At 71.8% G+C, this 23,952-nt stretch carries 22 protein-coding genes; 12 read left to right on the top strand and 10 right to left on the bottom strand.

All coding sequences use genetic code 11. From position 1 onward, the window contains the following. Positions 1 to 46: 46 nt before the first annotated feature. On the top strand, positions 47 to 277 hold the full coding sequence (locus tag IEZ10_RS02645; RefSeq protein WP_189244786.1) for a hypothetical protein: 231 nt from the start codon (positions 47 to 49) through the stop codon (positions 275 to 277). A gap of 340 nt (positions 278 to 617) precedes the next feature. Here IEZ10_RS02645 and IEZ10_RS39750 read toward each other — a convergent pair whose 3' ends face one another. Beyond that, positions 618 to 1,322, bottom strand: a complete 705-nt coding sequence (locus IEZ10_RS39750; RefSeq protein ID WP_179818760.1) for a DUF5941 domain-containing protein — start codon at positions 1,320 to 1,322, stop codon at positions 618 to 620. Continuing rightward, positions 1,319 to 2,905, bottom strand: coding sequence for a CDP-alcohol phosphatidyltransferase family protein (locus IEZ10_RS39745; protein WP_189244785.1), 1,587 nt, complete (start codon positions 2,903 to 2,905; stop codon positions 1,319 to 1,321). Before IEZ10_RS39745 ends, IEZ10_RS39750 begins: the two co-directional genes overlap by 4 nt. Positions 2,906 to 3,069: 164 nt before the next feature. Between IEZ10_RS39745 and recO the strand changes: the two genes are divergently transcribed. The 3 genes from recO to IEZ10_RS02620 all read left to right on the top strand — a co-directional run bounded on the left by recO (position 3,070) and on the right by IEZ10_RS02620 (position 6,326). Further along, entirely contained in the window at positions 3,070 to 3,822 is a 753-nt protein-coding gene (gene recO, locus IEZ10_RS02630) for a DNA repair protein RecO (protein WP_189244784.1), read from the top strand. A gap of 329 nt (positions 3,823 to 4,151) precedes the next feature. Further along, on the top strand, positions 4,152 to 5,459 hold the full coding sequence (gene iscB / locus IEZ10_RS02625; RefSeq protein ID WP_189244783.1) for an RNA-guided endonuclease IscB: 1,308 nt from the start codon (positions 4,152 to 4,154) through the stop codon (positions 5,457 to 5,459). Between the two features lie 87 nt (positions 5,460 to 5,546). Next, a complete protein-coding gene (locus IEZ10_RS02620) occupies positions 5,547 to 6,326 on the top strand; it encodes an isoprenyl transferase (protein WP_179818757.1) in 780 nt (259 codons plus the stop codon). 51 nt (positions 6,327 to 6,377) lie between these two features. Here IEZ10_RS02620 and IEZ10_RS02615 read toward each other — a convergent pair whose 3' ends face one another. From IEZ10_RS02615 to IEZ10_RS02590, 6 genes are all read right to left on the bottom strand, one after another. Next, a complete protein-coding gene (locus IEZ10_RS02615) occupies positions 6,378 to 6,926 on the bottom strand; it encodes a CGNR zinc finger domain-containing protein (protein ID WP_189244782.1) in 549 nt (182 codons plus the stop codon). A 117-nt stretch (positions 6,927 to 7,043) separates the two neighbouring features. Continuing rightward, positions 7,044 to 7,448, bottom strand: coding sequence for a Fur family transcriptional regulator (locus IEZ10_RS02610; protein ID WP_179818755.1), 405 nt, complete (start codon positions 7,446 to 7,448; stop codon positions 7,044 to 7,046). Then, complete coding sequence (locus IEZ10_RS02605; RefSeq protein WP_373287366.1) at positions 7,445 to 8,278, bottom strand: metal ABC transporter permease; 834 nt, start codon at positions 8,276 to 8,278, stop codon at positions 7,445 to 7,447. The genes IEZ10_RS02610 and IEZ10_RS02605 overlap by 4 nt, the downstream gene beginning before the upstream one ends. Continuing rightward, positions 8,275 to 9,027 (bottom strand): metal ABC transporter ATP-binding protein, encoded by a 753-nt coding sequence (locus tag IEZ10_RS02600; RefSeq protein ID WP_189245079.1) that lies wholly within the window; start codon positions 9,025 to 9,027, stop codon positions 8,275 to 8,277. The genes IEZ10_RS02605 and IEZ10_RS02600 overlap by 4 nt, the downstream gene beginning before the upstream one ends. A gap of 35 nt (positions 9,028 to 9,062) precedes the next feature. Continuing rightward, on the bottom strand, positions 9,063 to 10,076 hold the full coding sequence (locus IEZ10_RS02595; protein WP_189244781.1) for a metal ABC transporter substrate-binding protein: 1,014 nt from the start codon (positions 10,074 to 10,076) through the stop codon (positions 9,063 to 9,065). Between the two features lie 68 nt (positions 10,077 to 10,144). After that, positions 10,145 to 10,549 (bottom strand): DUF6703 family protein, encoded by a 405-nt coding sequence (locus IEZ10_RS02590; protein ID WP_189244780.1) that lies wholly within the window; start codon positions 10,547 to 10,549, stop codon positions 10,145 to 10,147. Positions 10,550 to 10,681: 132 nt separating this feature from the next. Here IEZ10_RS02590 and IEZ10_RS02585 point away from each other — a divergent pair, with 132 nt between their 5' ends. The 4 genes from IEZ10_RS02585 (at position 10,682) to IEZ10_RS02570 (ending at position 16,980) form a co-directional block, all read left to right on the top strand. Then, the gene (locus tag IEZ10_RS02585) at positions 10,682 to 10,960 is read left to right on the top strand and encodes an antibiotic biosynthesis monooxygenase family protein (protein ID WP_189244779.1); all 279 of its coding nucleotides are present in this window, start codon (positions 10,682 to 10,684) and stop codon (positions 10,958 to 10,960) included. A 194-nt stretch (positions 10,961 to 11,154) separates the two neighbouring features. Next, positions 11,155 to 12,540, top strand: a complete 1,386-nt coding sequence (locus IEZ10_RS02580; protein ID WP_179818751.1) for a glycine--tRNA ligase — start codon at positions 11,155 to 11,157, stop codon at positions 12,538 to 12,540. Between the two features lie 361 nt (positions 12,541 to 12,901). Further along, positions 12,902 to 15,544: a pyruvate, phosphate dikinase gene (ppdK, locus tag IEZ10_RS02575; protein WP_189244778.1), complete on the top strand. Its 2,643-nt coding sequence runs from the start codon at positions 12,902 to 12,904 to the stop codon at positions 15,542 to 15,544. A gap of 197 nt (positions 15,545 to 15,741) precedes the next feature. Beyond that, positions 15,742 to 16,980, top strand: a complete 1,239-nt coding sequence (locus IEZ10_RS02570) for a deoxyguanosinetriphosphate triphosphohydrolase (RefSeq protein ID WP_189244777.1) — start codon at positions 15,742 to 15,744, stop codon at positions 16,978 to 16,980. 126 nt (positions 16,981 to 17,106) lie between these two features. Here the strand turns inward: IEZ10_RS02570 and IEZ10_RS02565 are convergent, their stop codons facing one another. Next, positions 17,107 to 18,027, bottom strand: a complete 921-nt coding sequence (locus IEZ10_RS02565) for a M23 family metallopeptidase (RefSeq protein WP_189245078.1) — start codon at positions 18,025 to 18,027, stop codon at positions 17,107 to 17,109. A gap of 192 nt (positions 18,028 to 18,219) precedes the next feature. On the opposite strand from IEZ10_RS02565, the gene dnaG reads away from it, so the two are divergent. From dnaG to IEZ10_RS02545, 4 genes are all read left to right on the top strand, one after another. Next, on the top strand, positions 18,220 to 20,079 hold the full coding sequence (gene dnaG / locus IEZ10_RS02560; protein WP_189244776.1) for a DNA primase: 1,860 nt from the start codon (positions 18,220 to 18,222) through the stop codon (positions 20,077 to 20,079). A 184-nt stretch (positions 20,080 to 20,263) separates the two neighbouring features. Further along, a complete protein-coding gene (gene rpoD / locus IEZ10_RS02555) occupies positions 20,264 to 21,367 on the top strand; it encodes an RNA polymerase sigma factor RpoD (protein WP_229810870.1) in 1,104 nt (367 codons plus the stop codon). Between the two features lie 290 nt (positions 21,368 to 21,657). Beyond that, the gene (locus IEZ10_RS02550; RefSeq protein WP_189244775.1) at positions 21,658 to 22,971 is read left to right on the top strand and encodes an MGH1-like glycoside hydrolase domain-containing protein; all 1,314 of its coding nucleotides are present in this window, start codon (positions 21,658 to 21,660) and stop codon (positions 22,969 to 22,971) included. Next, positions 22,968 to 23,429 (top strand): hypothetical protein, encoded by a 462-nt coding sequence (locus tag IEZ10_RS02545; RefSeq protein ID WP_189244774.1) that lies wholly within the window; start codon positions 22,968 to 22,970, stop codon positions 23,427 to 23,429. Before IEZ10_RS02550 ends, IEZ10_RS02545 begins: the two co-directional genes overlap by 4 nt. A gap of 145 nt (positions 23,430 to 23,574) precedes the next feature. On the opposite strand, the gene IEZ10_RS02540 is transcribed toward IEZ10_RS02545, so the two are convergent. Further along, entirely contained in the window at positions 23,575 to 23,889 is a 315-nt protein-coding gene (locus tag IEZ10_RS02540) for a YtxH domain-containing protein (protein ID WP_189244773.1), read from the bottom strand. Between the last annotated feature and the right edge of the window lie 63 nt (positions 23,890 to 23,952).

Below are 23,952 nucleotides of genomic sequence, written 5' to 3'. Positions count from 1 at the left end.
CCGACGGCCGATCTCCGCCGGGACGGCGGTCCCTAGCGTCGGATCCATGGGCAAAGCCGTTCAGTTCATCGGATTCGTCATGATCCTCCAGGGCGTCAGCGGGACGATCGACCGCCTGTTCGTCCAGCCGTTCATGGGAGGGCTCCTCAACCTCTTCAACCGCGTCGTCATCCCCCGCCTGGACTTCCTGACCGGCTACGAGGTCTACGCGAACCTGAGCCTGGCGGTCCTGGGCGCCGCCGTGCTCGTCGCCGCCGACCGGATCGGGGCGTCATGACGGCGCGCACCCGGCCCCTGGGCGGTCGGCGCGGCCGCGTGGCTCCTGTCGGGCCTGTACTGGATGAGGCCCGAGACCTGGCCGGGCGTCGTCGCCGATGTCGTGCTCGCCGTCGTGGCGGCGGCCGTGGTCACCCGCTGGTCGCGGCGCCCCGGCCCCGGGAGGCGGTCCCGCCCCGGGAGGCGGCCCGGAACGAGACCGTCCGCGGCACGGGTGGGACGCGGACGCCGCCCGGACCCCGGCGCACGCCCCGGGGCCGCGCCGGAGACGGCGAAGGGGCCGCGGTGATCCCCGGATCCGGGGATCACCGCGGCCCCTTCCGCGAGACCGGTGCGGCGGATCAGGCGGGCTCGCCCGTCACCTGCTCCTGCGCCTCCTCGGGGGAGGCCTCCAGGTCGTCGCTCGCGCTGGCCTGCATCGCCGACTGCTTGTCGAGGCGCACCCAGCTCGTCACGCTCTCCACGGCGAACAGCACGCCGAGATAGACGGTCAGCGCGGCCAGCACCCAGGTCAGCACGCCCAGCGCCGCGCCGGCGCCGATCAGCAGCAGCCGGATCTCCCAGCCCAGGCCCGCCCGGAACACCCAGTCGGGCGGCCAGATGCTCTGCCGGGTGCGGTACACCGTGTCGTAGGTGTGGTAGCCGATCACGTACAGCAGCACGTACATCAGCCACTTGGGCGCGTCCGCCGCCAGGCCGATCAGGATGATCGTGAGGAACTCGGTGGCCCGGATCAGCGGCGGCAGCAGCCAGTCGATCCTGCCCAGGTGGTCACGGGCCGCGGTCGGCAGCACGAGGACGAGCATCACCACCGGCGGGAGCAGCAGGACCGGGCCGTCCTTGAGCATCCCGGCCGCCGCCATCGCGATGATCAGCACGAGCGCGGCGACCGCGGCGGGCACCGCGGGCAGCCCGGGACCGATCCTGCCGCGCAGCGCCGTCACCAGCGGACCGTCGTCGCGGTAGGCGAGCAGACGGGCGGTCTGGATGCGCAGCCGCTCCTCGTACGGGTCCGGGACGGGCGTGGTCTGCGGTTGGGTGATCATGCGAGCGACCTCATCAGACGTCCGGTGAGCGTGTAGGTGGCGGCGATGCCGCCCCAGATGATCAGCGTGATGAAGGTGATCCGGGCGTCGAAGAGGGCGCTGACGATCGCGATGGCCGCGAAGCGCTCACCGATCGGGAAGACGATCATCTTGCGGGCCCAGTACACGGCGCGGTTCCTGCCGGCCTTGCTCCACATCCTCAGCAGCCCGCGGATGCCGCCGCTGCGTGCGATCCGGCGCTGCTCCAGCGCCAGGCGCAGGTCGGTGTCGGGGCTGATCGACAGGGGCATCGACGGCAGCGGCGACGGCGGCTTGCGCCGGTTGGCGGCGCCGAAGGAGAAGTCCAGCAGGTGCTTGGCGGACTGCAGGGCCAGCGCCACCAGCGCGAGCGTCCACACGTCGCCGACACCGGACACGGCCGCGCCGATCGCCAGGCCCGCGAAGACCACGTACTCCTTGAAGCGGTCGAAGGTGGCGTCCAGCCACGCGCCGAGCACCCCGAACTTGCGGGCGTACCGGGCGACCTGGCCGTCCACGCAGTCGAACACGAACGCGAAGTAGATCAGGATGCCACCGGCGATCATCCCGGCCCGCGCGCCGGTGGCGAAGCACGCCGCCGACGCCACGCCCAGGGCGATCGAGATCAGCGTGACCTGGTTCGGGGTGAGCCCGCGCCGGGCCGCCCAGCGGGCGATGAACCGCGAGTAGGTGCTGACGAAGAAGGTGGTGAAGAAGCCGTCGGCGCCCTTGACCGCGTTGTTCAGCCGGGCGCGGTCCTCGTCGAAGGTCGCCATCTCGGCCACGGCCTCGTCGGCCTGCTCGGGCGAGGTGACCCGGCGGAAGAACAGGTCGCGGCGGCCGCGGATGCCGACCGAGACGCCCCGCCGCACCAGGCCCAGGACCAGGAGCTGGACCAGGTCGTCCTCGGGGCCGAACAGGTGGGCCATGTCCGCCAGCTCGCGGGCGGCCTCGGCCAGCGTGGGCGCGTGCTTGCGGTGCAGGTGCAGCGGGCCGAGTGCGATGGCGTTGGGCCGGGTCACGGCGTGGAACGCCGAGCCGACGGAGATGATCCGGGACCTGGCGGCGCGCAGCCGGACCGGCAGGCCCTCGTACACCCGCTCGCCGATCTCCGGCTCGGCCTCGCTGATCGGGACGTCCGGGACGATGAGGTCGCCGTTCTCGTCCTCCTCGCGGTCCTCGCGGGGCTCCTTGGCGATCAGCGCCAGCGCGCCGCGCTTCGACTTGGTGATCTGGTAGATCAGCTCGTCGTGGATCAGCGAGTTGGACGGGAGGATCAGCAGGTTCTCCTCGCTGTCCTCGACCGCGTCGGCCAGGGCGCGCAGGTCGCCGGCCAGATCCGCGGTCTCGACGAGCGTGCCGGGGAAGCCGCGGTAGGCCGGCGCGTCGGCGACGCGGGCGATCGTCACCGGTGCCGGGTCGAGGGAGGCGAGCTGTCCGTGCAGCTTGCCGATCACCGTGGGGCAGCCGGGGAGCGCGGGCAGCGTCAGCGCGGCGGGCGGCGCCGGCTGGCCGGGGACGTCATCGTGGCCGGGCGATGAACCCAGCAGGACCACGCGGGGCATGGCACCCTTTCGTGCGGGGGCGGGGGTGGAACATCAAGGCGGGGGGTTCGCCGAGAGCCAAAGTTTAGTTAGTTTCGGGTGAACAACGCGCACTCGTGATCGTTCCGTGCCGGTGAACCGGGTAAAACGGCCTTTCGTCCCGGTCACCGCACTAAACTGATCCGGTGAGTCTGTACCGTGACGAGGGCATCGTGCTGCGCACCCACAAGCTGGGCGAGGCCGACCGCATCGTCACCGTCCTGACCAGGCGCACCGGCAAGGTCCGCGGCGTCGCCAAGGGCGTCCGGCGCACCATGTCCCGCTTCGGCGCCCGGCTGGAGCCGTTCACCCACGTCGACCTCCAGTTGCACAACGGCCGCACCCTCGACGTGATCACCCAGGCCGAGACGATCCACCCGTACGGCGAGGCGCTCGTCCACGACTACCCCCGCTACACCGCGGGCAGCGCGATGCTGGAGACCGCCGACCGGTTGATCATGGGGGAGAAGGAGCCCGCGCTTCGCCAGTTCCTGCTGCTGGTCGGCGGCCTGCGCACGCTCGGCTCCGGCGGGCACGAACCCAGGCTGGTGCTCGACGCCTACTTCCTGCGCTCGCTGGCCGTCGCCGGCTACGCCCCGGCTCTGGAGGCGTGCGCCCGGTGCAAGGCCCCCGCGGTGCGGGCGTTCGCCATCGTGGCCGGGGGAGTGGTGTGCGGCGCGTGCCGCCCGGCCGGCTCCGCCGTACCCGCGGGGGAGACCATCGCCCTGATGAGCGCGCTGCTCAAGGGCGACTGGGCGACCGCCGACGCCTCCGAGGGGCGCCACCGCGCCGAGTGCAGCGGCCTGGTGGCCGCGTATCTCCAATGGCACCTCGAACACGGAATACGCTCTCTTCGGCACGTAGAAAGGGAGCCAGCCTCGTCAACGACCCTGGATTGAAGGCCGGGGCTTGAGGCGCCGCACCGCGTACCGATGCCCCATGTTGACCAGCCCCAGCCATCAGCTCAAGGAGGTGCGTTGTGATGGCTACGTTGAACACAAGACAGCAGACCCACCGGCGGGTGCTTCCTCAGCCCGCCGCTCTGGAATCCGTGGGAGCAGACACCCCGCAGGGTCGGGACGAAACGGCTCACGGACACCGCCACACGGCGGTACCTGGTGTTCGACATGGGCGAGGGGAGACCGCAGCGGACGGCACCCGTCCGCCGCGGCGTCACCCCGGCCCGGCTTCGGCCGGGAAGGGAGCGGGCAGTCAAGCCCACCCGGCCGTGTTCGTCCTCGACAGGCACGGCCGGCCGCTACAACCCACGAGCCCGGCCTGCGCCCGCAAACTCCTGCGTTCCGGTCGGGCCGTGGTGCACCGTCACACCCCGTTCGTCATCCGGCTCAAAGATCGTGCCGCCGCCGACTCCACCGTTCAGGGGGTCGCGGTCGGCATCGACCCCGGTTCCAAGCACACCGGCATCGCCGTGTTCACCGAGCACGACGAGAGCAGGACCGGCGTGTACGCCCTCCAGCTCGATCACCGGGGCGGGCGGATCCGCGACAGGCTCACCGCGCGGGCCGCCCGCCGCCGGGGGCGCAGGTCGCGCAACCTGCGCTACCGCGCTCCCCGCTTCCGCAACCGCACCAGACCTGAAGGATGGCTGGCACCGTCTCTTCAGCACCGCGTGGACACCACCATGTCCTGGGTGGGCCGCCTGAGACGCTGGGCGCCGGTCACCGCCGTCCACATGGAACGGGCTGCGTTCGACACCCACGCCCTGTCGGCCGACAGGGCGCTCGAAGGGGTGGAATACCAGCGGGGCACGCTCGCCGGGTACGAGGTCCGCGAGTACCTGCTGACCACGTGGGGCCGCAGGTGCGCCTACTGCGGTGCGACCGGGGTGCCGTTGAACATCGACCACATCCACCCGCGCTCCCGCGGCGGCTCCGGCCGGATCGCCAACCTCACCCTGGCCTGCGTTCCGTGCAACCAGGCCAAGAACGCCACCCCGATCGAGGAGTTCCTGAAGACCAAGCCCGCACTTCTGGCGAGGATCCTCGCGCGGGCGAAGGCTCCGCTGCGTGACGCCGCGGCCCTCAACGCCACCCGGTGGGCGCTGTGGCGGGCACTGGAGGCGACCGGCCCGCCGGTCGCGACGGCCTCCGGCGGGCGCACCAAGTGGAACCGCTCCCGGACCGGCGCACCGAAGTCCCACACCCTGGACGCGTTGCACGTCGGTTGGCTGGAGACGGTGACCGGGTGGCCGTCGGCGCTCCTGGTGGTCACGGCGACCGGGCGCGGTGCCTACGCCCGCACCACCCCGGACCGCTACGGTTTCCCCCGCCTTACCCGGCCGCGGAGCAAGCGGCACCACGGCTTCCAGACCGGCGACCTGGTCCGGGCGAACGTCCCGACGGGTAGGAAAGCCGGGGTTCACCTCGGCCGGGTCCTGGTCCGCTCCTCTGGTTTCTTCGACATCACCACCCGGCACGGCCGCGTCGCCGGAATCAACCACAAACATGTCCGTCATCTCCAGCGCGCAGACGGCTACGGCTACACGACGCAGAAAGAAGCCGACCGAAATGACTGAGCGGTCAAGACGGGTTCGGGCCTTGGCGGCCCTCCCGCTTTTGATTCCTTCCTGGCCTGAAGGACAGGGCTTCCTCGGGAGGTTCCGGTGAACGTCCGCCCTCCGGCACCGCACCCCTCCGGAGCCGTCCCGCCCCCCATCCCGCGCGACCTGGTGCCCCGGCACGTGGCGATCGTGATGGACGGCAACGGCCGGTGGGCCAAGCAGCGCGGGCTGCCGCGCACCGAGGGCCACAAGGCGGGCGAGGCGTCGCTCTTCGACGTGATCGAGGGCGCCATCGAGCTGGGCGTCCCCTACCTGTCGGCCTACGCCTTCTCCACCGAGAACTGGAAGCGCTCCCCGGACGAGGTGCGCTTCCTGATGGGCTTCAACCGCGACGTCATCCGCCGCCGCCGCGACCAGCTCCACGCGATGGGCGTACGGGTCCGCTGGGCGGGCCGCCCCGGGCGGCTGTGGAAGAGCGTCATCGGCGAGCTGCAGGACGCCGAGCGGATGACCGAGCGCAACTCCACCCTGACCCTGCAGTTCTGCGTCAACTACGGCGGCCGCGCCGAGATCGTGGACGCCGCGGTCCGCCTGGCCGCCGACATCGCCGCCGGGCGCGTCAAGCCCGACCGGGTCAAGGAGTCGACCTTCGCCCGCTACCTCGACGAGCCGGAGATCCCCGACGTCGACCTGTTCGTGCGCTCCTCCGGCGAGCAGCGCACCTCCAACTTCCTGCTCTGGCAGAGTGCCTACGCCGAGATGGTCTTCCTCAACCGCCTGTGGCCCGACTTCGACCGCCGCGACCTGTGGGAGGCGTGCGAGACCTACGCCAAGCGCGACCGCCGGTACGGCGGAGCGGTGCCCAACGAGGTCTCCCGCTGACATCGTGTGCGTGACGCCGGGCCGCCGGGCCCGGCGTCGGGCGGACGGGGCTCAGGCGCGGCGGCGGGCGCGGTAGGCGGCGACGTGCATGCGGTTGCCGCAGGTGCGGCTGTCGCAGTAGACGCGCGAGCGGTTGCGCGACTCGTCCAGGAAGAAGTGGTCGCAGTCGGGGGCCGAGCAGCTCCGCAGGCGCTCCCACTCGTCCTCGACGAGCAGGTGGGCCAGGGCGACGCCGAGGTCGGCCGACAGCCGCTCGGCGAGCGACGCGCCCGGCGCGAAGTAGTGGATGTGCAGGGGGTGGCCGTCGTGCTCGGCCAGGGTGGGGGTGATCCTGGTGCCGCCCAGCAGCGTGTTCAGCCGGATGATCACGGTGGCCCGGTCGGGGGCGACGATGACCCGGTGGAAGGACTCGCGCAGGGCCCGGACCTCGGTCAGGTCGGCGGCCCGCAGCCTGCCGACGTTGCTCACCTGCTGACGTTCCACGAACTCGCCGAGCGCCCGCAGGTCGTCCAGCCCCTCCTCACCTCCGACGGAGGGGGAGGTGTTGATCAGGTCGATCAGAGTGGCGAGTGAGTACACCATGTCATGGGCGAATGGCATGTTGACCCCTGTTATATGTGGTTTTCGCGGGAACGCACACGGCGACCGGCCGTTTCGGAAGCGTATCCCGCGAACGGCCCCGCGGGGGCATCTCACGGACGGACGCCGCGGGGCCGGTCAGGAGCGGGCCGCCGTTCCGGCCGCCTTCGCCGCCGAGCAGGAGCCGCAGGTGCCGAAGACCTCGACCGTGTGGGTGACCTCGGTGAAGCCGTGCTCGGCCCCGACCGCCTCGGCCCACCGCTCCACCACGGGCCCGGCCACCTCGACCGTCCGCCCGCAGACGCGGCAGACCAGGTGGTGATGGTGGTCGCCGCTGGCGCAGGCGCGGTAGACGGACTCCCCGTCGTCCGTCCGGAGCATGTCGACCTGACCGCCGTCGGCGAGGTTCTGCAGCGCCCGGTAGACCGTGGTCAGGCCGATCTTCGCGCCCTGCGCGCGCATCTCGGCGTACACGTCCTGGGCACTGCGAAAACCTTCGCTGCTGCGAAGGACGGCGTGGACGGCATCGCGCCTGCTGCTCATGGCGTGGACTCCTGTGATCGGCTGCGGCGTACGAATCTACCGAGCCCCAGGGCGAGGACGAACCCCGCGAGGGCGACCACCACGATGATCGCACCCGGCGGCACCTCCACGTAGAACGACGAGGTGAGTCCGCCGACCGTGGCGAGCACCCCGAAGACCATGGACAGCAGCATCGTGGCCCGGAACCCCCGGGTGAACTGCTGGCTGGTCGCCACCGGGACCACCATCAGCGCGCTGACCAGCAGCAGGCCCACCACCCGCATGGCGATGACCACGGTCAGCGCGGCGGTGACGGCGATCAGCAGGCTGAGGAAGCGCACCGGCAGGCCGCTGGCCCTGGCGACCTCCTCGTCCTGGCACAGCACGTACAGCTCGCGCCCGAAGACGGCGACCACGCCGAGCACGGCCGCGGCCAGCAGGCCGATCGCCCACACGTCCTGGGCGGTGACGCTGCTGATCGAGCCGAACAGGTAGGACATCAGGGTGGTGTTGCTGCCGCCGGGGGCCAGCGAGATGAGCAGCGCGCCCCCGGCGATGCCGCCGTAGAACAGCAGGGCGAGCGCCACGTCGCCGCTGGTCCTGCCGCGCGCCCGGACCAGCTCGATCGTCACGGCGCCCAGCACCGAGACCGCCACCGCGGTCAGCACGGGTGCGGTGCCGGTCAGGAAGCCGAGCGCCACGCCGGTCAGGGCGACGTGGCCGATGCCGTCACCGAGCAGGGCCAGGCGGCGCTGGACGATGAACGTGCCGATGGCCGGGGCGGCCAGGCCGACCAGCAGGGCCGCGGTCAGCGCTCGCCGCATGAGGCCCAGGCTCAGTAGTTCGATCACGGCGTGGGCCTCCAGTCGAGCGTGCTCACGGGGTTCTCCTCGGCGTGCGGGTGCACGTGGTCGTGGCCGGGCAGGGCGTGGGCGCCGACGGCGTGCGGCGGCGGGCCGTCGTGGCAGACGCAGCCGTCGCGCAGCACCACGGCGCGGGTGATCAGCGGCTCCATGGGGCCCAGTTCGTGCGCGACCAGCAGGACCGTCCTGCCCTGGGCGACGAGCGCGGACAGGGTGTCGGCGAGGAGCTGCTGGCTGTCGGCGTCCACCCCGGCCGTGGGCTCGTCCATGACGTAGGTGTCGGGTTCTCCGGCCAGGGCCCGGGCGATCAGCACCCGCTGCTGCTGGCCGCCCGACAGGGCCTGGACCGGGTCGCCGGCCCGGTCGGCCAGGCCCACGGCGGCGAGGGCCCGTTCGGTCGCCTCGCGGTCGGCCGCGCTCGTCGGGCGGAACCGCCGCTGCCGGGCGATCCTGCCGGAGGCGACGACCTCGCGGATGGTGGTCGGCACGCCGCCGCCCACCGACAGCCGCTGGGGCACGTAGCCGATCCGCCGCCAGTCGCGGAACCGGGCGGGCGGCCTGCCGTACAGGAGGGTGGTGCCGCCGGTCAGCGGGGTCAGGCCGAGCAGCGCGCGGATGAGGGTGGACTTGCCCGATCCGTTCGCGCCCAGCACGGACACGACCTCGCCGGGTTCGATGGTCAGGTCGATGCCGCGGAGCACCGGGCGGCGGTCCAGGCTCACCTGGCCGCCCTTCATGGTGAAAACCGCTTGATCAGAAGTCACGATGGCCCTTACGCGCAGCGGAGCGCTGCCTGGAGTGCGGTGAGGTTGCGGCGCATGGCGGAGGTGTAGTCGCCGCTCGCCGGCCGGCTCTCGATGGGGTCGAGGACGGCCGTCTTCGCGCCGACCTCGCTGGCGAGGACCTCGGCGACCTTGGGGCTGACGAGGCTCTCGGTGAAAATGGTAGTCACTTTCTCCCGGCGGGCCACCTCGGCCACCTGGGCGAGGCGGGCGGGGGCGGGCTCGGCGTCCGGGTTGACGCCGCTGACCCCGATCTGGCGGAGCCGGTAGCGGTCGGCGAGATAGGCGAAGGCGGCGTGGCTGGTGACGATCGCGTTCGAGGCGCACGTGCGCAGGCCCCGCGTCATCTCGCCGTCCAGGGCGGTCAGCTCGGCCGCCACCTTGGCGGCGCGCTCCCGGTACCCCTGGGCGTGGGCGGGGTCGGCGGCGGCGAGCCGCTCGCCCAGCTTGGTGGCGACCGTCGCGAAGCGGGACGGGTCAAGCCAGATGTGCGGGTCGTAGGAGATCGGGGAGCCGCCCTCCCCGGCGTGCTCGTCGCCGTGCTCGCCGGCGTGCTCCTCGCCCGTCCCGTCGCCGTGTTCGCCGGCGTGTTCCTCGCCCGTCTCGCCGGCGTGCTCGTGGGCGTGCTCGTCCCCGGCGGTCGCGGGGAGGGTCCGAACCGCGGTCGCCGCGTCGAACCCCCGGTCGGCGGCGTGCTGCTCGACCGCCTCGTCCACCGCGGGCTGCACGCCCCTGATGTAGACGACGAGTCCGGTCTCCTCCAGCCGGGCCACCTGGATGGGCGACAGCTCCAGGTCGTGCGGCTCGACGCCGGGCTTGGCCAGGCCGGTGACGGCGATGTCGGGCCCGCCCACCCGCTCGGTCAGCCACTGCAGCGGGTACATGGCCGCGCTGACGCCGAACGCACCCTCCGCTTTCCCGGAGTCGGCCGAACCGGAGCCGCAGGCCGCGGTGGTGGCGAGGACGGTCATCAGGGCGAGCGCACCGGCGGTATGCATGGGCATACGTCGGGGGAAATCCGACTTCATGTCCATCAGTATGGACGTGAATGAAAATGATTGTCAAAATCAGGCTAGAAGACTCCGAAGCGGTCGGCGACCAGCAGGACCAGGAAGGTGACCAGCACCACCCGCAGGACGCGCCCCTTCACCCCCAGCGACGGCCACGACATGTAGGCCAGCCAGACGACGAACGCCAGCACCGGCAGCACCGCCACCCCGCCCCAGGCGGACGGCACCGCGAAGCCTGCCAGGAGCAGCACCACCAGCAGCGCGGGCAGGATCCACCGGGGAAGCCCGAACAGGAAGACCAGCGGCGCCGCGCTGCGCCGCTCGACCGTGCGCCGCAGGCCCGTGGCGCCCGGGGTGAGGAAGTGCTCGCCCGGCGGGAGCGGTCGGCCGCCCCGGGGGCGTCCTCGCTCCGGGGGACGGCTTCTGGCCAGAGGGTGCGCGGGGCGCTGACTTCGTTTGTCGGCCACGGCCCGAGCCTAACGCCGCCCTCCCCGCGGCGGCACGCGCGGCGCGGCCCTCTCTCCGACGGCGCGCGCGGCACGGGCCCTCCCCGCGGCGGCACGCGCGGCCCTTCCGGGCGGTTCTGGCATGCTGGGCGGATGCTCGCAGTCATCCGCTACTCGGTGCCCGCCGCCCGGACCGGGGAGTTCCTGGCCCAGGCCCACGACATCGCCGACACGCTGGCCGCCCAGCCCGGTCACATCAGGGGCCGGGTGACCAGGTCGGTGGACGACCCGGAGCTGTGGGCGCTGGTCAGCGAGTGGGAGGGGGCCGGGTTCTACCGGCGGGCGCTGGGCGCGGCCCGGATGGCGATGTACCCGCTCATGACGCTGATGATCAACGAGCCGAGCGCCTTCGAGGACGTCGCGCGGGCCTGACGGGCCACCGCCGGGGGGGCGGGCTCCGGGAAACCGGCGGACCGTCGCCGGTGGATTTTCCCGGAACGTTCCCGCGGGCTTTTCAATGACAAGACGGACGGGCCGGTCCGGGCGGGCACCCCGCCCGCCCGGCTCCCCTAAGCTGGAGCCCAACGATTCCTCGCCGACCTCCAGCCGGATGGAGATTTTCCCTTATGGCACGCCGTACGGACATCATGGACACCATCGTCAGCCTCGCCAAGCGACGTGGTCTTGTCTACCCCTCCAGCGAGATCTACGGCGGCCTGCGCGCCTCCTGGGACTACGGCCCGCTGGGAGTGGAGCTCAAGAACAACGTCAAGCGGCAGTGGTGGAAGGCCGTGGTGCAGGGCCGCGACGACGTGGTCGGCCTCGACTCCTGCGTGATCCTGGCCCCCGAGGTGTGGCAGGCCAGCGGTCACGTCGAGACCTTCACCGACCCGCTCACCGAGTGCCAGTCGTGCCACAAGCGCTACCGCGCCGACCACCTCGAGGAGGCCTTCGAGGAGAAGCACGGCCACGCCCCGGAGCGCGGGCTCGCCGACATCACCTGCCCCAACTGCGGCAACAAGGGCGCCTTCACCGAGCCCCGGCAGTTCAGCGGCCTGCTGAAGACCTACCTCGGCGCGGTCGAGGACGAGTCCGGCCTGGCCTACCTGCGGCCCGAGACCGCCCAGGGCATCTTCATCAACTACCTCAACGTGCAGCAGTCGGCGCGCAGGAAGGTCCCGTTCGGCATCGGCCAGATCGGCAAGTCGTTCCGCAACGAGATCACCCCGGGCAACTTCATCTTCCGCACCCGCGAGTTCGAGCAGATGGAGATGGAGTTCTTCGTCAAGCCCGGCAGCGACGAGGAGTGGCACCAGTACTGGATCGACGAGCGCTACCGCTGGTACACCGACCTCGGCATCAACCCCGAGAACCTCCGGCTGTACGAGCACCCGCAGGAGAAACTGTCGCACTACTCCAAGCGGACCGTCGACATCGAGTACCGCTTCAACTTCACCGGCAGCGAGTGGGGTGAGCTGGAGGGCGTCGCCAACCGCACCGACTTCGACCTGACCGCGCACGGCAAGGCCTCCGGCACCGACCTCAGCTTCTTCGAGCAGGAGACCGGCGAGCGCTACGTCCCGTACGTGATCGAGCCGGCGGCCGGCGTCGACCGCGCCACGCTCACCTTCCTGATCGACGCCTACACCGAGGACGAGGCGCCCAACGCCAAGGGCGTCATGGAGAAGCGCACGGTCATGCGCCTGGACCACCGCCTCGCCCCGGTCAAGGTGGCCGTGCTGCCGCTGTCACGCAACGCCGACCTGTCGCCCAAGGCCCGCGACCTGGCGGCGGCGCTGCGCCGCCGCTGGAACGTCGAGTTCGACGACGCGGGCGCCATCGGCCGCCGCTACCGCCGCCAGGACGAGATCGGCACGCCGTTCTGCGTCACCGTCGACTTCGACACCCTTGAGGACCAGGCGGTGACCATCCGCGAGCGCGACTCGATGGCCCAGGAGCGCGTGGCCCTCGACCAGGTCGACTCCTACCTCCGCAAGCACCTCAACGACTGACCCGCCGCCGGCCGGCCCGGCGTCCCGTCCCGTTCCGTACGGCCCCCGCCTCCTTTGGGAGGCGGGGGCCGTACGCGTTCTCCGGGGACCTCGCCCCGGGCGGGGCCGTGCGGACGCCCGGGGCGGAAGACGCGTGAATGCCCGGTGAATTGGTTTACACCAATTGGTATAAACCAATTCTACGGCGGGCCGATATGACGGTTTATTTGGCTCTCCTTTGGATTGGATTAGACCGTCAAACACCCCCTGACAGGCCAAAACACACTGCATACCGATGGGTGACGTTTCATCATCTTTTTCATCGGTAGAGTCCGGAGTGAGGCGGTGACACACGTCGCTTGAAGTCGCAGAAGGAGCAGCCGTGCCCAAGTACGTTTACGACTTCACCGAGGGCAACAAAGATCTCAAAGATCTGCTCGGCGGTAAGGGGGCCAACCTGGCGGAGATGACCAATCTCGGCCTGCCGGTGCCCCCCGGCTTCACCATCACCACCGAGGCGTGCCGCCACTTCCTGACGGAGGGCCGGCTCCCGGACGGGCTGGAGGAGGAGGTCTCCCGGCACCTTTCGGCGCTGGAGGCGAAGATGGGCCGCCGCCTGGGACAGGCGGACGATCCGCTGCTGGTCAGCGTGCGCTCCGGGGCCAGGTTCTCCATGCCGGGCATGATGGAGACCGTCCTCAACATCGGGCTGAACGACGAGTCGGTGCACGGCCTGGCCAAGCAGTCCAGCGGCAACGAGCGCTTCGCCTGGGACTCCTACCGGCGCCTCATCCAGATGTTCGGCAAGACCGTCCAGGGCATCGACGGCGAGCTGTTCGACGACGCCCTGGAGGCGCTCAAGGCCGGCCGCGACGACCTCGACCTGGAGGCCGCCGACTTCCAGCGCCTCGTCGAGACCTACAAGGGCATCGTCCGCGACCAGACCGGCGAGGACTTCCCCGCCGACCCGCACCGCCAGATGCGCATGGCGGTCGAGGCCGTCTTCAGGTCGTGGAACGCCCCGCGCGCCATCCTCTACCGCCGCCAGGAACGCATCCCCGCCGACCTCGGCACCGCGGTCAACGTCTGCTCCATGGTCTTCGGCAACTGCGGCATGGACTCCGGCACCGGTGTGGCCTTCACCCGCGACCCCGGCACCGGCCACCAGGGCGTCTACGGCGACTACCTGCAGAACGCCCAGGGCGAGGACGTCGTCGCGGGCATCCGCAACACCCTGTCGCTGCAGGAGCTGGAGCGCATCGACAAGCCCGTCTACGACGAGCTCATGCAGATCATGGCCACGCTGGAGAACCACTACCGCGACCTGTGCGACATCGAGTTCACGGTCGAACGCGGCAAACTGTGGATGCTGCAGACCCGGGTCGGCAAGCGGACCGCGGGCGCGGCGTTCCGCATCGCCGTACAGCTCGCCGAGCAGGGCATGATCAGCATGGACGAGGCCGTCACCCGGGTCACCGGCGACCAGCTCGCCCAGCTCATGTTCCCCCGCTTCGCCGGGGACGCCGACGCCAAGAAGATCGCCAAGGGGATGAACGCCTCCCCGGGCGCGGCCGTCGGCAAGGCCGTCTTCTCCTCCGAGCGGGCCGTCGAGCTCGCGGACAGGGGGGAGAACGTCATCCTGGTCCGCCGCGAGACCAACCCCGACGACCTGGCCGGCATGATCGCCGCCCAGGGGGTGCTGACCAGCCGCGGCGGCAAGACCTCGCACGCGGCCGTGGTGGCCCGCGGCATGGGAAAGACCTGTGTCTGCGGCGCCGAGGAGCTGGAGGTCTCCATCCAGGGCCGCTCGTTCACCGCCCCCGGCGGCGTCGTGGTCAACGAGGGCGACGTCATCTCCATCGACGGCTCCACCGGCGCGGTCTACCTCGGCGAGGTGCCCGTGGTGGACTCCCAGGTCGTGGAGTACTTCGAGGGCTCGGGCGACCACGAGGACGAGCTGGTGCGGGCGGTGGACCGCGTCATGCGGCACGCCGACGGGATGCGGCGGCTGGAGGTGCGGGCCAACGCCGACAACGCCGAGGACGCCGCCCGCGCCCGCCGGTTCGGCGCCCAGGGCATCGGGCTGTGCCGTACCGAGCACATGTTCCTCGGCGACCGGCGGCAGCTCGTCGAGGAGCTGATCCTGGCCGAGACCGACGCCGAGCGCGAGCGGGCGCTGGAGGCCCTCCGCCCGCTGCAGCAGGGCGACTTCGTGGAGCTCTTCCGGGAGATGAAGGGCCTGCCGGTCACGATCCGCCTGCTCGACCCGCCGCTGCACGAGTTCCTGCCCGACTGCACCGACCTGTCGGTGAAGGTCGCCCTCGCGGGGGACCGGGCCGAGGAGAAGGACCTCAAGCTGCTCGCCGCCGTCAAGCGGCTGCACGAGCAGAACCCGATGCTGGGTCTGCGCGGCGTACGGCTCGGCCTGGTCATCCCCGGCCTGTTCGCCATGCAGGTCCGGGCGATCGCCGAGGCGGCCAAGGCCGTCGGGGGGACCCGCGCGGAGATCATGATCCCGCTCGTCGCCGCCGTGCAGGAGCTGGAGAACGTCCGGGACGAGGCGCGGGCGATCCTGGCCGAGACCGGCGTCGAGGCCCTGGTCGGCACGATGATCGAGGTGCCGCGGGCGGCGCTGACCGCCGGGCAGATCGCCGAGGCCGCCGAGTTCTTCTCCTTCGGCACCAACGACCTCACCCAGATGACCTGGGGCTTCTCCCGCGACGACGTCGAGGCCGCGTTCTTCTCCCGCTACCTGGAGCTGGGCGTCTTCGGCGTCTCCCCGTTCGAGTCGCTGGACCGCGACGGCGTGGGCCGGCTCGTACGGCTCGCCGCCGAGGAGGGCCGCCGGACCCGCCCCGGCATCAAGCTCGGCATCTGCGGCGAGCACGGCGGCGACCCCGACTCCATCCACTTCTGCCACGAGACCGGGCTGGACTACGTCTCCTGCTCGCCGTTCCGCATCCCGGTGGCCCGGCTGGAGGCGGGCCGTGCCGCCCTGGTCTGCGCGGACTCCGACACCCGCTGACCCTCCGGGAGACCGGGAGACCGGGAGACCGGGAGACCGGGGCCTAGAAGACTCAGGAGAGCCCGGGAGGCCGGGAGGGCCCGGTGGGCGGCCCGCGTGACGCGGGACCCGCCCGCCGGGCCGCCGCCGGTGTGGCGTCCGACGTTTTCCTATAGTTCGGAATGGATCGGCGGACGCTGGATAAAATCACTGCACTTATGCACGGTTACGACGAACATGACCAGGCCAGATGGGTGCCGGAACCCCCCGGCAACCCGGAGCGAGGGCCGTTCGAACGCGACCGGGCGCGGGTGCTGCACAGCGCGGGCCTGCGGCGGCTGGCCGCCAAGACCCAGGTGGTCGGGCCGGGCGAGACGCTCGGCAGCGGGCAGCACATCCCCCGCACCCGGCTGACCCACTCGCTGGAGTGCGCGCAGATCGGCCGGGAGATGGGGCAGGCGCTCGGCCGCGACCCCGACCTGATGGAGACCGCCTGCCTGGCCCACGACCTCGGCCACCCGCCGTTCGGGCACAACGGGGAGGCCGCGCTCGACGAGGTCGCGGCCCCGTGCGGCGGGTTCGAGGGCAACGCGCAGAGCCTGCGCCTGCTGACCCGGCTGGAGGCGAAGGTCCTCACCGAGGACGGCCGCAGCGCCGGGCTCAACCTCACCCGCGCCTCCCTGGACGCCACGATCAAGTATCCCTGGACGCGCCGGACGAGCCCCAAGTACTGCGCCTACGACGACGACCTGCCCATCTTCACCTGGATCAGGGAGGGCGCGCCCGAGCGGCGGGTCAGCTTCGAGGCCCAGATCATGGACTGGGCCGACGACGTCGCCTACTCCGTGCACGACCTGGAGGACGCCCTGCACGCCGGGGACGTCGTGCTCGCGGCCCTGCGCGACCCCGCCGAGCGCCGCGAGGTGTGCGTGACCACCGCCTCCTGGTACGCCCCGGACGCCGACCCCGGCGAGCTGGAGCACGTCTTCGCCCGCCTGGTCGCCCAGCCGATCTGGCCCCGCCACTTCGACGGCTCCCTCGGCGACCTCGCCGCGCTCAAGGCCCTGACCAGCGAGCTCATCGGCCACCTGTGCCGGTCGGCGCAGGTGGCCACCCGGGAGGCGTACGGCCCGGCGGCGGGCCGCCACGACGCCGGCCTCATCGTGCCGAGGACCACCCGGCTGGAGTGCGCGGTGCTGAAGGGGCTCACCGCCCACTACGTGATGACCCGCGACGTCCACCACGCCAACCAGGCCAGGCAGCGCGAGCTCATCCGCGAGCTGGCCGACCTGATCATGCGGGGCGCCCCGGAGACGCTGGAGCCCGCCCTGCGGGCGGCCTTCGCCAGGGCCGCCGACGACGCCGGGCGGCTGCGGGTGGTCGTCGACCAGGTCGCCTCGCTGTCGGACACCGCGGCCGTCACCTGGCACCGGCGCCTGACGGGCGGGACCCACTGACCGGCGCGGGCCACGGCCTCACCCGGTCATGCACCCGGCCCGGCCGCGTCCGTCGGGTCATGCGTCCCCTCGGGTCGGCGGGGTCCGGGCCGGTCGCACGGCCGGGCCGTACGGAGGGTACGGAGGTCAGCCGCCGCTGAGCGTGCCCACCGTGATGTGCTTGTCGTCGGGCCGCGGCGGGCGCTCGGTGGGCTTGGACTTCGGCTTCGGCTTCGAGGCGCACAGGGTCGTGCACTTGGGCGCCGCGCCGGTCCGGTTCCTGACGGCCGTCATCTCGTCGTGCGGGGACAGGGTGCGGTTGCCGTTGAGCCAGGCGTCCAGGTAGTTCCACGGGTTGACCATGCCGCGCCGTACCCACCAGAGCGAGGGGTCGGTCTTCCAGGAGATCGCGAAGTAGAGGTTGCTGGCCGTGGAACGGGCGTTGCCCGAGTTGCCGACCTGGCCGAGGATCTGGCCGGCGGTCACCCTCCGGCCCGGGACGATCCCCGGGGCGACCCGCTCCAGGTGACCGCCGAGGTAGCGCACGCCGTCGTCGCCGATGACGGTCACGAAGCGGCCCTCGCGGTCGGCACCCCGGTCGGTGGAGGCGGTCCACCGGTTCTTGACGTTGACCTCGCCGACCACGCCGTTCACCGGGGAGACGAACGAGCAGCCCTTGGCCGCCCAGATGGTGGTCTTGGGCAGCACGAGGAGCTGGCTCTGGTAGGTCACCCGGCACCCCTGGACGGGGAAGGCGTAGGTGAAGTTGGAGAGCTTGGGCGGCGGCACCTGCACCGGCTCGTCGGCCTTGGGGCGCCGCAGGGTCTGCGGCGGCACCCGGGGGACGGGCGTCGCCGTGGCCGCTCCCGTGGCCTCCGGCGCCGGGCTTCCCGTCGCCGCCGGGGTCTCCGGGGCCGTCGGAGCCGTCGTGGCCGTCGCGGCGACCGCCTGGGAAAGGGCGGCCGGTCGCGCGCTGACGCTCGTTGTCCCGCCGGCCGAGCCGCAGGCCCCGGTGACGAGCACCGCGCCGGTCACGGCGGCCAGTCGTGCTTTGTGCCCCGATCGCATGATCTCCACCCGCGTAACCTATCGAGAAACAGCCCTTACATTTGTAACCGACCTCATTGCCCGTCATGAACCATTTGGGAAAGTCTGCCGCGCCGTGGCCCCGCTGCGGGGGCGCCACGGAGAAGCCGTGAGGACGCCTCGGGGACGCCGCGGGGACGCCGACCTGTCGGGACGCCCGACTAGACTCGCGGCGTGGCAGGCCGGATCAGTGACGACGACATCGCGCTCGTACGGGAGCGCTCACCGATCGCCGACATCGTGGGCGAGCACATCCAGCTCCGCAACGCGGGCGGCGGCAACCTGAAGGGGCTGTGCCCCTTCCACGACGAGAAGAGCCCGTCGTTCAACGTCACGCCCGCCCGCGGCTACTGGTACTGCTTCGGCTGCGGCGAGGGCGGCGACGTCATCACCTTCGTCCGGCGGCTGGAGCACCTGTCGTTCGCCGAGGCCGTCGAGCAGCTGGCGAACCGCGCGGGCATCCAGCTCCGCTACGAGCAGGGGGGATACGTCCCCGGCCGGGAGCAGGGCGAGCGCAGCCGGCTGATCGAGGCGCACCGGGCGGCGGCGGAGTTCTACGCCTCCAGGCTGACCGCCCCGGAGGCGGCGGCCGGGCGCAGGTTCCTGTCGGAGCGCGGGTTCGAGCGGGCCGACGCCGAGCGCTTCGGCGTGGGATACGCCCCCGCCGAGTGGGAGGCGCTCACCCGGCACCTGATGGCCCGCGGGTTCACCGCCGCCGAGCTGGTCAAGGGAGGGCTGGCCAAGGAGGGGCGCCGGGGCCCGATCGACCGGTTCCGCGGGCGGCTCATCTGGCCGATCCGCGACATCACCGGCGACGTGATCGGCTTCGGCGCGCGCAAGCTCAACGACGCCGAGGACGGCCCGAAATACCTCAACACCCCCGAGAGCCCCCTCTACAAGAAGAGCGAGGTCCTCTACGGCGTCGACCTCGCCAAGCGGGAGATCTCCCGGCGCTCCCAGGCGGTGATCGTCGAGGGCTACACCGATGTGATGGCCTGCCACCTGTCGGGCGTGCCGACGGCGGTGGCGACCTGCGGCACCGCGTTCGGCGCCGAGCACATCAAGGTGCTGCGGCGGCTGCTGCTCGACCAGTCGGGATCCCACGGTGAGGTGATCTTCACCTTCGACGGCGACGCGGCCGGCCAGAAGGCGGCGCTGCGGGCCTTCGCCGACGAGCAGAAGTTCGTCACCCAGACCTTCGTGGCCGTGCAGCCCGACGGACTCGACCCGTGCGACCTGCGCACCGGGCGCGGCGAGGCCGCGGTGCGCGAGCTGATCGCCTCCCGCGAGCCGCTGTTCGCGTTCGCGATCCGCAGCGTGATCTCCCGTTACGACGTGACGACCAACGAGGGCCGGCTGTCCGCCCTGGACGCCGCCGCGCCGATCGTGGCCGGCATCAAGGACCGCGCCCTGCGCCAGCTGTACGCCGTCGACCTCGACCGGTGGCTGGGCTTCAACAACGAGCGGTTCGTCATGGACCGCATCGCCGAGATCTCCGTCTCCGCCGACCGGCAGCAGCAGCGGCCCCAGCGGCCCGCCGGGCCGAGGAAGGTCTCCGACCTCACCGACCCGGGTGTGCGGACCGAGGCGGAGGTGCTGAAGCTGGCCGTACAGCGTCCCGCGCTGCTCGGCCCCGGGTTCGACGCGGTCGGCGCCGAGGCGTTCACGCTGCCCGAGCACGCCGCCCTGCACAGGCTGATCACCGCCGCCGGGGGCGCGGCCGCCGCCGGGCCGGGCGGGCGCGAGTGGGTCGACCGCCTGCTCGCCGGGGCGCCCGACGACCTGCGCGGTACGGTGACCCGCTTCGCCGTGGAGGAGCTGCGCGTCGGCGTGGAGATCGAGGAGCGCTACGCCTCGGCCATGCTGGCCGCCCTGGAGCTCATCTCGGTGTCGCGGGAGATCGAGCGGCTGAAGTCGCGGATGGAGCGGACCAACCCGGTCGAGGAGCAGCAGGAGTACAACCGCCTGTTCGGCGAGCTGGTCGCGATGGAGCAGCAGCGGCGGGTGCTGCGGGAACGCGCCGCGGGAAGCTGAAGCGTAATGGTCTTTGATTTCCATGCCGTCATTCGGCCAAACCCTAATGAGGTCTCGATTCGATAATGATCGCGGCCTTACCTTCGGTTACAAAAATGGGTCTGCCATTTTGACTGCCTAATACAGCAGACTGTCTCCCGTGGGTGCATCGGTGCTGCCAAGTGGGCCGCCATCGGTAGACCAGGTGGCCGACCTCGTCGCGAAGGGAAGGGAGCGCGGGAGCGTCACGGTCGATGACGTGGCCGCCGCTCTCGACAAGTCCGAGCTGCCGTCCGACGCGCTCGAACGCGTCGTACGGATGCTCGCCGAACAGGGAGTGGAGGTCCTCGAGCCCCAGGGCGACGAGGAACCGGGCCGCCCGGATGAGGAGGACGTCGGCAGACGCGCGCCGACCAGCGATCTGGTCCGCATCTACCTGCGGGAGATCGGTCGGGTGCCGCTGCTCACCGCCGAGGAGGAGGTGGAGCTCGCCAAGTCGATCGAGGCCGGGCTGTTCGCCGAGGACAAGCTGACCGGCGCCGCCTCGCGCCTGGTCTTCCCGGAGTTCCGGGAGCTCGTCTGGGAGGGCAATCGCGCCAAGCAGCGCCTCATCGAGGCCAATCTGCGGCTCGTCGTCTCGATAGCCAAAAGATATGTGGGCCGCGGGATGCTGTTCCTGGACCTTATCCAGGAGGGCAACCTCGGGCTCATCCGGGCGGTCGAGAAATTCGACTACACCAAGGGCTACAAGTTCTCCACGTACGCCACGTGGTGGATTCGCCAGGCGATCACGCGGGCGATCGCCGACCAGGCGCGCACCATTCGCATTCCGGTGCACATGGTCGAGACGATCAACAAGCTCGTCCGGGTCCAGCGCCAGCTCCACCAGGACCTCGGCCGCGAGCCCGCGCCCGAGGAGATCGCGCTGGAGATGGACCTCCCGATCGAGCGGGTGATCGAGATCCAGCGCATCGCCCAGGAGCCCGTCTCGCTGCAGTCGCCGATCGGGGAGGAGGACTCCGACCTCGGTGACTTCATCGAGGACGCCGACGCCGTCGTGCCGATGGAGGCGGCCGCCTTCATCATGCTGCAGGACCAGCTCGACGACATCCTCGCGACGCTGTCCGAGCGTGAGCAGCGCATCATCCAGCTGCGCTTCGGCCTGGCCGACGGCCACCCCCGGACACTGGAGGAGGTCGGCCGGGAGTTCGGCGTGACGCGGGAGCGGATCCGCCAGATCGAGTCCAAGACACTGGCCAAGCTCCGCCACCCGACCCGCGCCCAGATGCTCCGCGACTACCTCGACTGAGCGTCCGGCGGGACATCCGTACGGCGAAGGCCCCGGGAGCGACCTCAGCTCCCCGGGGCCTTCGCCGTTCCCGGAGCCGTTCCCGGAGCCGTTCCCGGAGCCGTTCCCGGAGCGGCCCTGGGCGCTCCCGGCGCGCCCGCGACCCGCGGCGGTACGGCCCCGCGGCGGTGCGCCGGAGCGGCCGGAGCGCCGGGGCGGGAACACCGGGCCGCCCCGGCAGCAGGGTGTGAACCAGCCGATAGCAGATCCGAACCTTGTTCTCCTCGTCGATGCGGGAGCAGACTGGGCGAATGGAAGCGCGGCCCGCGTTGGACAACGGCGCGCTCGGGCGCGAGGCGTGGTCCGTGCTCGGCGCGAACCGGACGGGCTCCTGCACCGTGCCCGCGCCCGGCCTCTACCCGCACCAGTGGAACTGGGATGCGGCCTTCGTCGTCACCGGCCTGGCCCGCTGGGACACCCGCCGGGCCGGCACGGAGCTGCTCAGCCTGATGGAGGGCCGGTGGAGCACCGGCATGGTGCCGCACATCGTCTTCCACCCCTCCCAACCCTCCCGCCACTCCCACGCCGAGACATACTTCCCCGGCCCCTCGTTCTGGCGGTCGCGGGACCGCCCGGAGGCCCCGAACCGGGTGTCCACCTCCGGGCTGACCCAGCCGCCGTCGCAGGCCCTGGCCCTGTGGTGGGTGTGGCGGCACGCGACCGACCGCGACGAGGCCGCGGCGCTGGTCCGCCTGGTGTACCCGATGCTCGTCGCGCAGCACGACCACCTCGCCGCCACCCGGGACCTCGGCGGGGGAGGGCTGGCGGCGATCGTGCATCCCTGGGAGTCGGGGATGGACGACAGTCCCGTCTGGGACGCCCCGCTGGACGCGCTGCCGCCGCTGCGCCCCGCCTACCACGGCCGGGAGCAGCGCGGTGAGGCGCAGACCGGTCACCACGACCGTTACGTCTGGCTGGCCGCCCGCTACCGCGACTCCGGCTACGACCCCGCCTACCTGCGCGACCACCCCTTCGCGGTCGAGGATCCGATGTTCAACGGGATCTGGCTGGCCTCGTGCGAGGCGCTCGCCGAGCTGGCGCCGGTGGCGGGGGCCGATCCCGCGCCGCACCGGGAGGCGGCGGAGCGGATCCGCGCGGCGCTGCTGGACCGCCTCTGGCTCGACGGCCTCTTCCACGCCCGCGACCTGCGGGCCGGACGGCTCAGCCCGGTCTGCGCGGTCGGTTCGTTCGGGCCCCTGCTCGACCCGGGGCTGCCGTCCGACCTGGTGGCCACGCTGGTGGGCGTGCTGGAGTCGCCCAGGTTCATGGGCGCCGCCGGATACCCGGTGCCGAGCTGCGAGATCCGCTCCCCGCAGTTCGACCGCTCCCGCTACTGGCGGGGGCCGTCCTGGGTGATCACCAACTGGCTGCTGCTGCGGGCGGCCGACGCGCACGGCCGTACCGAGCTGGCCCGGCTGCTGGCCGCCGGCACCCTGCGCCTGGTACGGCAGGCGGGTTTCCGCGAGTGCTTCGACCCCTTCGACGGCAGCGGCCGGGGCAGCCGCGACTTCTCCGCCTCGGCCGCCCTCACCCTCGACCTGCTCGCCGATAGCGTGGCCGTATGAAGCTCTTCAACCGCATGCCCGCCGCAGTCCGCGAGGCGGTCACGCCGCCCGACCGGGTGCTCACCTACGCCGAGGGACCCGACGGCTACGTCATCGCCACCGACCGGGCGCTCTACATCCGGGGGACCCGGCTGCCGTGGTTCCGGGTGGACCGGGGGCTGTGGGACGAGGAGGGCCTGACGGTGGTCACCACGTCGGGCGAGGAGCACCGGGCGCTGCTGCCCGAGCCCGGCCGCGTCCCGGAGGCCGTGCGGGAGCGGGTGACCGCATCGATCGTGGTCAGCCGGTACGCCCCGCTGGACGCGCGCGGGGGAGTGCGGCTGGTGGCCAGGAGGACCGACGACGACCGGACGGTCTGGGAGTTCATCTTCGACAGCGGCATGGACCCCGATGACCCGGGCCTGCGGGCCCTGGCCGAGCAGGCGCTTGAGGAGGCCCGCCGCAGCTTCGGCGTCTGACGGCCGCCCGGTGGCCCGGAGAGACGTTTCACGGCGGGACCGGCCCGGGGAAGACGCCCCGTGGCGGGGCCGGCCGCCCTTCCGCCCCGGACACGACGAAGGCCCCCGGGAAAGGGGCCTTCGTCGTGCTCACGCACCTTGCGGTCTAGTAGGGCCCGGCCGCGGTCTGGGTCTCCTTCTGCGGCCAGCCGGTGCCCGTGTCGTCGATCTCACCGGCCTGCGAGCCGTTCTCGGACTGCAGGAAGGGCAGCTTGTTCTTGGCCACACCACCCACCTTGGTCCTGGCCATGTCGGTGGCCTTCGAAACCCGTGCGCCGACGAGGCCGGCGGCCTCCTGTACGGCGGGGCTGTCGGCCACCCGCTCGGCCATGCGCTTGATCTGCTCATAGCGCTGCCGGCCGGCCCGGCTTCCCAGGACGTAGCCCACCGCGAGACCCGCCCCGAACATCAGTCGATACATCTCAACCTCCACATCCGCGCTTCGCGAGGACCCCCTACCCATGGACGGGCGGTCCTCTCCGAC

Origin of the sequence: Streptosporangium pseudovulgare, from assembly GCF_014648055.1 — a bacterium.
Taxonomy (GTDB): domain Bacteria; phylum Actinomycetota; class Actinomycetes; order Streptosporangiales; family Streptosporangiaceae; genus Streptosporangium; species Streptosporangium pseudovulgare.
Note: the sequence above shows the minus strand (reverse complement) of the source record. Positions and strands in the feature narration are given on the sequence as shown.

Bases quoted from the DNA above. Each gene is read 5' to 3' on its own strand.
- IEZ10_RS02570 (WP_189244777.1), top strand. From the start codon at position 15,742: ATGCACGGTTACGACGAACATGACCAGGCCAGATGGGTGCCGGAACCC.
- IEZ10_RS02585 (WP_189244779.1), top strand. From the start codon at position 10,682: ATGCTCGCAGTCATCCGCTACTCGGTGCCCGCCGCCCGGACCGGGGAG.
- IEZ10_RS39750 (WP_179818760.1), bottom strand. From the start codon at position 1,322: ATGATCACCCAACCGCAGACCACGCCCGTCCCGGACCCGTACGAGGAG.
- IEZ10_RS02540 (WP_189244773.1), bottom strand. From the start codon at position 23,889: ATGTATCGACTGATGTTCGGGGCGGGTCTCGCGGTGGGCTACGTCCTG.
- IEZ10_RS02545 (WP_189244774.1), top strand. From the start codon at position 22,968: ATGAAGCTCTTCAACCGCATGCCCGCCGCAGTCCGCGAGGCGGTCACG.
- IEZ10_RS02595 (WP_189244781.1), bottom strand. From the start codon at position 10,076: ATGCCCATGCATACCGCCGGTGCGCTCGCCCTGATGACCGTCCTCGCC.
- IEZ10_RS02580 (WP_179818751.1), top strand. From the start codon at position 11,155: ATGGCACGCCGTACGGACATCATGGACACCATCGTCAGCCTCGCCAAG.
- IEZ10_RS02565 (WP_189245078.1), bottom strand. From the start codon at position 18,027: ATGCGATCGGGGCACAAAGCACGACTGGCCGCCGTGACCGGCGCGGTG.
- IEZ10_RS39745 (WP_189244785.1), bottom strand. From the start codon at position 2,905: ATGCCCCGCGTGGTCCTGCTGGGTTCATCGCCCGGCCACGATGACGTC.
- IEZ10_RS02550 (WP_189244775.1), top strand. From the start codon at position 21,658: ATGGAAGCGCGGCCCGCGTTGGACAACGGCGCGCTCGGGCGCGAGGCG.
- IEZ10_RS02645 (WP_189244786.1), top strand. From the start codon at position 47: ATGGGCAAAGCCGTTCAGTTCATCGGATTCGTCATGATCCTCCAGGGC.
- IEZ10_RS02600 (WP_189245079.1), bottom strand. From the start codon at position 9,027: ATGAAGGGCGGCCAGGTGAGCCTGGACCGCCGCCCGGTGCTCCGCGGC.
- IEZ10_RS02615 (WP_189244782.1), bottom strand. From the start codon at position 6,926: ATGCCATTCGCCCATGACATGGTGTACTCACTCGCCACTCTGATCGAC.
- IEZ10_RS02610 (WP_179818755.1), bottom strand. From the start codon at position 7,448: ATGAGCAGCAGGCGCGATGCCGTCCACGCCGTCCTTCGCAGCAGCGAA.